The sequence below is a fragment of the Enterococcus sp. AZ050 genome (assembly GCF_051715085.1).
In the GTDB taxonomy this organism is placed as follows: Bacteria; Bacillota; Bacilli; order Lactobacillales; family Enterococcaceae; genus Enterococcus; species Enterococcus faecalis.
Window position 1 is genome coordinate 1733200 of record NZ_JBIOTC010000001.1, and the last position, 11801, is coordinate 1745000.

The 11801-nt window shown below is 39.8% G+C and carries 9 protein-coding genes (1 of these 9 running past the window's edge); 1 reads left to right on the forward strand and 8 read right to left on the reverse strand.

The window, feature by feature from the left end:
* Positions 1–67: 67 nt before the first annotated feature.
* The 8 genes from IGJ04_RS08400 to IGJ04_RS08435 form a co-directional block, all read right to left on the reverse strand.
* Positions 68–1630 (reverse strand): PucR family transcriptional regulator, encoded by a 1563-nt coding sequence (locus IGJ04_RS08400; RefSeq protein WP_002354724.1) that lies wholly within the window; start codon positions 1628–1630, stop codon positions 68–70.
* 23 nt (positions 1631–1653) lie between these two features.
* On the reverse strand, positions 1654–2901 hold the full coding sequence (locus IGJ04_RS08405) for a peptidase U32 family protein (protein WP_002368523.1): 1248 nt from the start codon (positions 2899–2901) through the stop codon (positions 1654–1656).
* A 27-nt stretch (positions 2902–2928) separates the two neighbouring features.
* Positions 2929–3849 (reverse strand): peptidase U32 family protein, encoded by a 921-nt coding sequence (locus IGJ04_RS08410; protein ID WP_438840117.1) that lies wholly within the window; start codon positions 3847–3849, stop codon positions 2929–2931.
* A 179-nt stretch (positions 3850–4028) separates the two neighbouring features.
* The gene (locus tag IGJ04_RS08415; RefSeq protein WP_002354721.1) at positions 4029–5063 is read right to left on the reverse strand and encodes an FUSC family protein; all 1035 of its coding nucleotides are present in this window, start codon (positions 5061–5063) and stop codon (positions 4029–4031) included.
* 133 nt (positions 5064–5196) lie between these two features.
* Positions 5197–7692: an ATP-dependent Clp protease ATP-binding subunit gene (locus tag IGJ04_RS08420; protein WP_002378875.1), complete on the reverse strand. Its 2496-nt coding sequence runs from the start codon at positions 7690–7692 to the stop codon at positions 5197–5199.
* A gap of 2 nt (positions 7693–7694) precedes the next feature.
* On the reverse strand, positions 7695–8162 hold the full coding sequence (locus IGJ04_RS08425; RefSeq protein ID WP_002354715.1) for a CtsR family transcriptional regulator: 468 nt from the start codon (positions 8160–8162) through the stop codon (positions 7695–7697).
* Between the two features lie 203 nt (positions 8163–8365).
* A complete protein-coding gene (locus IGJ04_RS08430; protein WP_016617996.1) occupies positions 8366–9595 on the reverse strand; it encodes an aminotransferase class I/II-fold pyridoxal phosphate-dependent enzyme in 1230 nt (409 codons plus the stop codon).
* Positions 9573–10880 carry a PTS sugar transporter subunit IIC gene (locus IGJ04_RS08435; RefSeq protein WP_033624256.1) on the reverse strand — a complete coding sequence of 436 codons (1308 nt, stop codon included), beginning with the start codon at positions 10878–10880 and terminating at the stop codon, positions 9573–9575. The genes IGJ04_RS08430 and IGJ04_RS08435 overlap by 23 nt, the downstream gene beginning before the upstream one ends.
* 145 nt (positions 10881–11025) lie before the next feature.
* Between IGJ04_RS08435 and IGJ04_RS08440 the strand changes: the two genes are divergently transcribed.
* Positions 11026–11801, forward strand: the 5' portion of a protein-coding gene (locus IGJ04_RS08440) for a MurR/RpiR family transcriptional regulator (RefSeq protein WP_016617997.1). Its footprint extends 82 nt past the window's final position; the window shows 776 of its 858 coding nt (coding positions 1–776); the start codon lies at positions 11026–11028; its stop codon lies off the right edge, out of view.

Here is an 11801-nt window from a genome sequence, read left to right on the forward strand (position 1 = left end):
ATATCGAGGAAGTTTTGGCTTAAAATAAAAAAGCAGACAATCGGCTACTGCCGATTGTCTGCTTTTTTCATTCATTCGTGACCAAGCGATATAAGATCATCGCCAAATAGACTTCATAGGCTTCGGCGGCGTTGGTCATATCATAGCCGAGCGCTTCATTAATTTTACTGATACGATATTTGACCGTATTTTTATGAACAAATAGGCGTTCTCCGCATTCTTTAAAATCACTACTTGCATCTAGTAAAAACGTCCCTAATGTCATTAACTGTTCTGATTCTTTTAAGAGAGGTTGGATAACTGCTAAGCGTTGTTGGATTGCTTCTTCTCCTGCTTGGAGACACGTCATCATTTGTTGAACTGTACGAATTTCTGCGATTGATAACACTTTTCTTTGTGGATAGACACGCTTTAAAAACGGCGCGACTTGATTAGCGGTTTGGTAGCTGACACGCACTTCAGTCGTGTTACGAACTTTCGGACAAAGGATGATTTCACCTAAATAGTCCTGATAGTCTGTGGCTTGCAAGTATTCTTTACTAATCGTGGCTTCAGGCTGTTTGTGTAAATAATTACCTAAGAGAACAATCAGGTAATTTTCTGTTTGCTGGACAATCGTTGTTTGGTAATAGTAACGTAGGAAATCTTTCAAATCTTGCTGAATAGCGTGGATTTCTTGTCCTTGTTGCCAAATAGGCAAAAGCCACATCGTTTCGACAGAAGAAATATCAATCATTAATTTTTTGGCTAATTGGTACATCTTATCACTTTCATCGTTAATGATTGCTTGGACTAAGGCATACTCACTGACTTCGTCATAGTTTTTCCCCCATAAATTCAGAGCCATCTGAACGACTTCCACCGCTTGATTCATCTCAAAAGAGGTTAACTGCTCTTCTTCTCGAATGAAGTAAAGCTTCAATGTTTGTCCATCTTTCTGAGGAAGTTTTTGCGAGGTAATGAAGTAGGTCGTTTCTCCCAGCGCTACTTTCTCTTGTGATTGATAAAGTAACTTGGTTAAGGGCAATTTCGTGCTTCGCGGCCAATTGATGGTGCTGATGATTTCATTGGTATAGGTGGTTAACGCAATGTTGACTTTTAAAAAATCGGATAGGATTTTCAAGGTCATTTCCACACTGCGGTTTTGTTCAGGCAAAAGGGAAACTTTTTCCAAGAGGTCCGTTGCAAAAGAAGCCATTTTATTTTTATTGACTAACAATTTCATGACTTCATAAATGACTTCGTTGTAGCGTAATGTGGGATCATTTTTAGGCATTTGGATTAAAATGAAACCTAAAGAATCCGCTAATTGAATCACTTCCTCTGCAACTTTCGGTACGATAATCCCGACGTAGTACAAGATTAGGCCTACCTCGCCTAATTCATGGAGATGCCGAATCGTTTCGCATTGCTTCACCACATCATGACGAATGGCACAAAATGAACCAATCAAAATTTCGCCAGCATGGTATTCATTTGTTTTGTGAAGTTTTTCCGAAAACAAAGACATATCAGAGACTTCTAAAAAAGAAAGAGAAGCAACAGATGTGTCCAATTGGTTTTTACCAGAAAGTACCGTTGCTTCTCGCAAAGACGGTAATTTTAATAAATCATTCACGCGGACACTCATAATTACTCCTCCTTTTGGCTGGTTTATTTTTTCTTACGAATCATATCGCCGACTGCAACAGGTTGCGTCACTTCCATTGTTAATAACATCATGGGATTAGGTGCCCGATCGATCGCTTCACCATCTTCATTATACATCTCTTTAACGGTTTGGTGGAAATGGGTAAACCCGGGACCATAAAATTCAATTTCATCGCCGACACTGAAAAGGTTCCGTTGACGAATTGTCGCGACTTGCGTCTTTTCGTTGTACGCAATCACTTCGCCAACAAATTTATATTGTGGAATTTTACGACGTTCGCCGAATAATTGTTCATTTTCACTTGGTGTATTGTAATAAAAACCAGTTGCTAATTCACGTTGTGCTACTTTCCATAATTCATCAATCCACTCTTGTTGGCAGACATAGTTTTCAGGATCTTCCATGTAAGAATCGACGGCTTTTTTATACACATTAGCGACTGTCGAAACATAGTGAATGGATTTCATGCGGCCTTCAATTTTAAAACTATCGACACCATTTTCAATTAATTCTGGAATATGTTCAATCATAGACATATCTACGGCGCTCATTGAAAACTCTTCTTCAACTTCCCCTTCACTGGTTTTGCTCCGACGTTCTGTCCCAAAAGGCATATCAAATAACTCGTATTTCCAACGACAAGATTGAGAGCAACCGCCACGATTGGCATCCCGCATCGACATATGGTTGGATAAAGTACAACGTCCTGAATATGAAATACACATTGCTCCATGAATAAAGGCTTCAATCTCAATGTCCGTATTTTCACGAATCGCTGCAACTTCCTCCATTGAAACTTCGCGCGCTAATACCACACGTTCTAAGCCTTCATTTTTCCAAAATTCTAATGTTTCATAGTTGGTTGCTGAAGCTTGTGTCGATAAATGGATAGGTAAACCTGGTGCTTCTGTCGCACAAATTTCGATTAAAGCTGGATCGGAAACAATCACAGCTGAAATTCCGATGTCTCGCAATTCTCTGAAAAACGCTCCTGCCCCTTCCTGGTTTCCTTCATGAGTGACCATATTGGCAGCGACATAAACTTTCGCATTATGTTCGCGGGCAAAGGCTACGCCTTCCGCCATTTCTTCTGGCGTGAAATTTCCTGCGCGGCTACGCAGACCGTAGGCATTCCCTCCGATATAAACGGCATCGGCACCGTAACGAATTGCGACTTTTAGTTTTTCTAGCGTCCCGGCTGGAGCCAACACCTCGGGACGCTTCAATGTTCGTTCTGTCATTACTTTCATGTTCTTCTTCCCCTTAAATGAATCAATTTATTTTATTGCATCGGCACTTAAATCAAAGAAACCATTGTCTAAGCCACGACCTGTTGGATGTAATTTTTCAATTTCAGCTGTTGCATGAGCTGCTTGATCTTCTGACCAAGTTCCCGCTTCAAGTGCTGCTTTCGCTTCAGCAAATAAGCGAGCAATCGCGACAAAATTTTCACCTGGCGTGTAAAGGCCATCGAGCTTCCATGTACGATAGTGATGGTCATACAAGTTTGTTAACTCATTCATCAAGTTCACATCGTTATTGGCAAAAATATGCGTACCATGACTATCTTCATAAATGGAATAGCGGGTTTCTGGTTTTTTGGGTTCAGAAATAAACAGCCCTTCGTCTTTCGTAACCCCTTTGTCGTTCTTTGTGTAATTGTAGTAATTTTGAATTAATGGGCGTTTCGATTGATGAATACACGTCGCCCCATAGACAAGAATTTCAGCTGGAACTGCTAAGTTTTCTTCCATTGCGGCCATTTCTTCAAAAGGTACTTCCCGAGCTAGGACAGCTCCGATGGCTCCTCGTTTACTCCAAAAATTGATTTGACGTGAGCTCGTTACCAAGGTTTCGCCATCATAAACGTAAGGAATTTCTAATCCATCTCGTTGCATAATAAACACAATACCCGGATCACCCAAAGTAATTTTATCGACGTTGATTTCTTTTAAAAATGTCAGATACTCTGGGACTAATTTCATTTTTTCAGGGTGCATAATGCCATTTACTGCAACTAGCACTTGTTTGCCCATTTCATGTGCACGTTTCACAATCTCGCGTTGTTCATCTCGTGTAAAAGATACGGGCAAACGCAACCCGAATGTTTCTTCTCCAATATATAATGTATCCACACCTGTTGCGAGTAATTCTACAGCCTGCTCAACAGATTCTGCAGTTGCAATCAGTTCAATCATAAATATAGCCTCCTTCTTTATGACCGTTTAATAGTATCATACGTTCACAAACTTTAAAAGAGCCTATCTGTATTAAACGTACATTTTTCACAATGTTTCCGAAAAAAATTTTGGTAGAGAAGCACCATCCGCTTACCTACCAAATGTTCTTTTTTAATTACTGATCATCTGTTCTTTGGTCACTCATTCAAGTGGTATTTTCGTTCATAAAACGTTACTACAACGGTGAATAGCCACGCTGCCGCTAAGCCTAACAAGCTGCCTAAAACAATCCCCAAAAAGCGGAATTGAATCAACGTTATCACGTACTGCTGACGAACGAGCAATGACAGCATCAGAGCCATAGGCGTTGTGAAAAATTGCGCCAATCCATAATTACGACGAATAAAATACTCAACGGTCACAAATAAGATTGTAATCACGACAATCGATTCAAAAGTTGTCAAAGCTAAATTAAGCAGAAAAGCGGAAATAACCAATCCAATCGTTGTGCCAAAAATTCGCTGAATATTTCGCTGCTTAATCGCACGTAAATTGTCTCCTTGTAAAATGGATGCACAGGAAACGACTAACCAATACGGATTCTGTAAATGTAAACTTTCGCTGATATATACAGCAAAAAATAAGACAAAGCTATAATATATGCTATCTAATGGCGCTTCTGGATGCCGATAAATTCGTTCCCGTAATGATCGCTTAGCTAGCGGGGCACTGATTTCCTTCTCTGTAAAATGCAACACTAGTGCAAACAAAATGGAAAAGCCAATGCCTAATAACATACAGCCACTCATGAACGGAATTTTTGCTAACGGAATACTCGTACTGGCACCCATCGCTGTCACCATCACACCAAAGAAGGCCCCTGGTTTTGAAATATCGTAGACTTCAAAGAAAAAGCGGCCACCAAAACCGACCAGTGCAACAACAATGGGAATGAGCCATGCAATATGGGTCGATAACATGCCTAACAAATTTCCTAAAAAAAGGTAACTACCGACCACAGATAAACGAGTCATTAACTGTTTTAATGGTAACGGCTGATAATATAAAAAAGTAAAAATACCTAACGAGCCAAAGCTTGAAATCAATAATTGATGATTGATATAGCCCAAAAAAAGAATGCTGAACATAACCAAGCCAGCAAACACTAGTCGAAAAGGATTATCCTTTGGACGCTGATAATGTAGTAATTCTCGAAAAAAAGATTGTTCCATTCCATCACCCCTCCTTATTAACGTAGCACAGAAAAATCAATCTGGCAATTCTCAAAAAGAAATCGCCACTGGAAAATAGAAAAGCCTGGCATAAAAACCCTAAATGGTTTTTGTACCAGACTTCGCATCTCATCTATACAGTTTGTAATTCTTTCGCTTCTGTCTTTGGTGCTTTTGGTGCCCGCACATTTAACGTGATTTTGCCTTTGCTAGCGCCTAAAGTTACTTTATCCCCTAACTGAATTTGACCAGAAAGAAGGGCTTCACTTAAACGATCTTCCACTTCTTTTTGCAAGGCCCGACGAATTGGACGTGCGCCATATTCTGGATCAAACCCGACTTTACCAATAACTTCAATTGCAGCTGGTGTGATTTTCACTTTAACCTCTTGTTCGGCCATCCGTTTCACGACAGATTGACTCATAATTTTCACGATTTCATGAATTTCCTCTTGTTTCAAGGAATGGAATACAACCGTTTCATCAATTCGGTTTAAGAATTCTGGACGGAAGGCTTTTTTCAATTCTTCCATGATTCGTTTTTGCATTAATTCATGATTTTTAGAAATGTCTTTCACATTGAAGCCGACATGTTTTTCTTCACGAATCGCTGTTGCTCCTAAGTTGGAGGTCATGATTAAAATCGTGTTACGGAAATCGACTTTTCGTCCTTTGGCATCCGTTAAATGGCCATCATCTAAGACTTGTAATAAAATATTAAAGACATCTGGATGGGCTTTTTCTACTTCATCTAGCAAAATAACGGAATAAGGACGTTGACGAATTTTTTCAGTTAGTTGGCCGCCTTCTTCGTAGCCGACATAACCTGGAGGAGAACCGATTAAACGGCTAGTACTGTATTTTTCCATAAACTCAGACATGTCCACGCGAATCAAAGCTTCTTCGCTGCCAAACATCGCTTCGGCTAAGGCTTTGGCAAGTTCTGTTTTCCCAACCCCAGTTGGTCCTAAGAACATGAAGGAACCAATCGGTCTTGCTGGGTCTTTCAAGCCACTACGCGCACGACGGATAGCGCGTGAAACAGCTTCAACTGCTTCATTTTGGCCAACGACCCGTTGATGTAAAATGGTTTCTAATTCCATCAATCGTTCGCTTTCTTTCTTCTCTAGCTGCTGCAAAGGAACGCCTGTCCATTGTGAAACAACCCCAGCCACGTCTTCTTCTGTTACTTGTGTACTGTAACCAGACAGACTTTTTTCTTTCACTGCAATCAATTCTTCTAGTTTTTCCATCACTTGTTTTTCTTTTTGACGAATCCGAGCAGCACTTTCAAATGATTGGTTTTGAATGGCCTCTTCTTTTTCCGTAATTAATTGAGAAATTTCGGTACGCAATTCATTAATTTCTGAAGGTTGATCTGCCTTATCTAAACGAACTTTTGCTGCAGATTCGTCCATTAAATCAATTGCTTTATCTGGTAATTGGCGGTCATTTAAATAGCGAATCGATAATTGAACCGCTGCATGTAGAGCTTCATCTGTAATTTCTACGCCATGATGTTTTTCATAGCGTGAACGCAAGCCTTTTAGAATTTCTTCTGCTTCTTCTGGCGTTGGTTCTGCTACTTGAATACGGGCAAAACGACGTTCCAAAGCGGCATCTTTTTCAATATATTTTTGGTATTCATCCAGAGTTGTCGCACCAATTGTTTGCAACTCGCCACGTGCTAAAGCAGGTTTTAAAATATTTGAAGCATCAATCGCCCCTTCTGCACCGCCAGCACCGATCAAGGTATGCAATTCGTCGATAAATAAAATGACTTGTCCATCTTGATAGATTTCATCGACAACTTTTTTCAAGCGATCTTCGAACTCACCTCGATATTTGGTTCCAGCAACCAAGGCACCCATGTCTAGCATCATTAAACGTTTGCCTTGCATATCTTCAGGGACTTCCCGGTTGACAATTTTCTGGGCTAACCCTTCTGCTATCGCTGTTTTCCCAACACCTGGTTCACCGACTAAGACAGGATTGTTTTTGGTACGGCGACTCAAAATTTGGATCAAACGACGGACTTCGGTCCCGCGACCAACTACTGGATCCAAGCTTTGTTCTCGTGCTAACTTGGTTAAATCTCTTGCTAAAGAATCCAATGTTGGCGTCCCTTGTGGCGCATTTTTATTTTGACCATTCCGACGACGTTGTGCGCCATTGGGTTCGGAAACGCCCATTTTTTTCAATAATAATTGACGCATTTTGGATAAGCTTAATCCTAAATTCACTAAAATTCTAGACGCTAAAATTTCTTCGTCTCTTAACAAGCCTAATAATAAATGCTCAGTACCAATCTTTTGAGCCCCTAAGCGCTTCGCTTCATCTCCAGCATAGGCAAAGATTTGTTTGGCTCTTGGTGAATAAGGTAAGTATAAGTTGTTATTCCCCATTGGACTTTGCATGGTGCCATAGCCACTTAAATGCTCAATTTCTTCACGGATGTCTTCTGTGTCAGTATTCAATTGTCGTAATGTTTTTCCGGCAATCCCATTCGGTTCTAAAACGAGTGCTAATAATAAATGCTCAGAACCGACGGATTGATGACGAAAATACTTCGCTTCTTCTTGGGCAATCGCCAGTACGGCTTTCGCACTTTCTGTAAATAGTTCATCCATAGTTATTCCTCCTCATAGCTCAAGCGCTCTAAAAATGAACGCATTATTTGAGCTCTTAGAAAATCTTCGTGATTCCCCAGACCATTTAATGTGCTTTTACTTAAAGCAGCTAGCATTAAATTGCCTTCCTTTTTCGTAATCACTTCTTCTTCATACAATGTTTGAATAAATGTTAGCGCATCTTTTTCTGTTAAGGTTGCGCCAATCAATTGATCCATTTGTTTTAGTAATTGATCGTTATCTGAAATTTGTACTTTGACAATGCGAATATAGCCGCCTCCACCACGTTTACTTTCAACTGCGTAGCCTCGTTGGATGGTAAAACGTGTATTAATTACATAGTTAATTTGTGAAGGAACGCAATTAAATAAATTAGCCATTTCCGCCCGACGGATTTCAATTTTATTACTTTCTTCTAAAATCTTTTTTAAATAAGCCTCGATTAAATCTGACGTATTTTGATTACTCATAGTCTTCCATCCTTCTTCTCTCTTGACTAATATTGACCATTATTATATCGAACTTTGCCTATTAAATAAAGAGGAACGCTTTGACTTTAATAAAAAAATGCAAAACAGGAGGAGTAACCTCAGTCAAACTGACTTAAGTTCCCCTCCTAAAAATGAAAATATGTTATTGAATTACAGGCAGACAATGGCTCCGCCTTAATGTCTCACAAAAGCGTTTCTTCGCCGTAGGCTTGATCCAAAGCTTGTTGAATATCTTCGATAATAGATGTTGGCTCTTCCAAACCAACGTACATGCGAATGTGCGCTGGCGACAAGCCTCTTTTCTGAACAGCCGTCAAGTTATTGCCTTTGAATACAGGCAAGGCCAAACTTTCAAAGCCACCCCAACTGACCCCAATTGTGACCAGCGTCAATGCGTTCACAAATGTTTTCAAACGTTCAAAATCGGTATCTTTTAAATCAATCGCAAACAAGGAGCCATAACCTGTTAAATATTTTTCTGCTAACGCTTGTTGTTGTTGATTTCCTACAAAAGGATGATATAAGCGACTGATTCGCGGATCCTTTTGCAAAGCCGACAGCACCGTTTGGATGGCTTGAGACTGATGCGCCAACCGAACGGGCATGGTACGAATACCTCGTAACGCTAACCAAGAATTGAAGGGACTATTGACTGCGCCTAATGCTTGATGACCATGTTCAAAAATTTGATCTACAAGCGCTGCTTTGCCAATGACAGCCCCTGCTACAATATCCGAATGACCACCAATATATTTGGAACAAGAATGAATCACCAGGTCCACATTATGGCATAAAGGATGCTGAAATAACGGTGACGCCCACGTATTATCAATGACAGTGTATGCGCCGATTTTTTGTGCTAACGCAGTTATTTTTTCTAAATCTAGCAGTTCAAACTTTTGTGAGGACGGACTTTCAAAGTAAATGACTTTGGTGTTTTCCTGAACAAATTGAAAAAGTTCTTCTGTTTCTGCAACGTCTACCTTGGTCAAGGATACGCCAAATTTCTCTAAATATTGCACAAACGAAACAGATTCTCCATAAATTGTATTGACCATTAAAACATGATCACCTTGTTGGAGCAACGTAAACAGCGTTGCCGAAATAGCGCCCATTCCTGAGGCAAAAACTTTACATTTTTCTCCACGTTCCAAACGAGCAATTTTTTTCTCTAAAATTTCTGTTGTGGGGTTGGTGCCACGTGTGTAAACATAATTATTTTTTTCATCTATACTCGCCGCCATAAATTCTTCGTAAGTTGGAAAATAAAAGGAAGAGGTTTGAACCAACTCGGGCACCATCGGATGATACATTTTTTCCATTCCTTTTTCCACTTCACAGCAAATATTTTCATCATTCTCAACATGCATTTCCTTCACTCCTCTTTCTCTACAATGTTTCTGGTACTTCATGGGCTTCTTCTTTTTGATATTGTCGATCTAAGGCTTTTACAAATGGATAATAAATAACGACACTAGCGGCAACAGCTAAAACTTGCGTCACTGCACCTTGCCATTTTCCCACTAAAAAGCCCGAAAACAGAAAGGGCGTAGCCCATGGTGCTTGAATGTTTGTAAACATTGGCATGAACCCAATTTTCATTGACAGAAAGGCAATCAAGACCGATACAATCGGCGCGACCGCAATCGGAATCAATAATAAAGGGTTAAAAATAACTGGGAGTCCAAAAATCAAGGGTTCATTAATGTTGAAAAATGCTGGAACAAACGAAATTTTCGACATGGCTTTCATTCTAGATGAATGTCCGACGATGGCCATTGCAATAGCCAAGCCAATCGTGCAACCAGCGCCTCCAATTGTGGCAAATTGATCGAGCATTTGGACCGTGCCAAAGTTGCCACTTTGAGCAGTTAATTGTCCTAATTCCGCTAAGCTTTGGTTTTTGTCTGCATTCGCATATAAAATAGGATATAACATGGAATTGATGACAGTTGGATGAATCCCAAACCACCAGAACAATCCATTTAAGCCAGCCACAATAATAATTGCAAAAGGGGTTCCGATTAAACCTTGCAGTGGCGCTTGAATCACCGCATAAATTAATTGCGGGAAGGAATCCGCAAACGAAAGCCCAATCCCATTAATCAATAAAGCCACCGCTACCACAAAAATCCCAGGAATCAATGCACTAAAAGCTTGGCTCACCATAGAAGGCACGCTGTCAGGCATTTTGATGACTAATTTTTTCTTAATACAGAAACGAGTCAACTCAACCGAAAGAATTGACATAATAATGGCCGTAATCACCCCTTGCGTTCCTAACCAATCAAACGATAAAACTTTCGTCACAACTTCGCCTGATTCAGTGGTCACCGTTTTCGGTAAAACGACTACGTAAGCGACAATTCCTAAAATTAATGAAGTTAAACGGTCCATTTCGTAACTTTCCGCCAATTTATAGGACATCGTCCCAGCAAAAATAATTCCCATCATGTTGAAAGTTGCTCGATAAGCTGGTGAAATCATATCCGCCCAACCTGCACCGAAAATTCCAGCCATAAAATCGCCATACCCTGCTACTGGAAAATCTGTAATCAACATAAAAATCGATCCAATAATTGTTAACGGCATAATTGCAAAAAAACCATTTCTTAAGGCTTGAAAATAACGTAAACTTGTAATCCTTGAAACTTTAGGCACTACGGTTTGCTCCACCCAGTTTGTTAACTTATCCATTTCACTTCTCTCCTTAATCCTTTGTGATATCCTCATCATAAAGAAACCGCTTTCTGATGTAAATACAACTAACTGATTCTGTAACTATGTTTCATAATTCATACGCTTAAGGTATACTGAAAGCGAAACAAAGTACCACAGAGAGGTGAACCCATTGAATCTAATCGAATGTTTAGAACAAAAAGAACGCTATACATATAACGAAGGGCTAATTATTGATTTTATTTTATCTCATACTGAACGAGTCCTGCATATGTCGATTTATGAACTAGCAGAAGCCACCAACTCTTCAACCTCCACGATTGTTCGTTTGTGTAAAAAAACAGATACTAGCGGTTTCAAAGAATTTAAAATCCGCTTGTCCCGCGACTTAGAAATTCACTACCAGGCAATTCGGAATGTTGATGCGAATATGCCTTTTTTAGCTCAAGATTCTGATTTACTAATTGCCAAGAAAATTGCGCAGTTAACGACTGAAACCGTTCAATCCACTCAACAGTTATTAACCGAGGCCATGTTAAATAAAAGCATTGATTTACTTTTAACCGCTGAAAATATTTTAGCAGTGGGTGTCAGTAACTCCTACATTCGCTTAACGGATTTTCAAACAAAGTTATTACGCATTCAGCTATTTATCCATTTAATCCCTTATCAAGCTGAACAATTTTATTTAGCCATCAATGCCACCAAAAATGACGTAGCCATCCTCGTCTCTTACAGTGGTAACACTGCAGAAATCGTAAATGAAGCACGGATTTTTGCAGAAGGAGGCACCCCGATTATTGCCATTACTTCAGACTTGAACAGCCAATTAGCTAAATACGCCACAGTGATTTTGCCCATTCCTAACGTTGAACATGCAGATTTCAAAGTCTCGACCTTCTCCTCTCAACTAGCCATCGAATATATTCTCAATGTCCT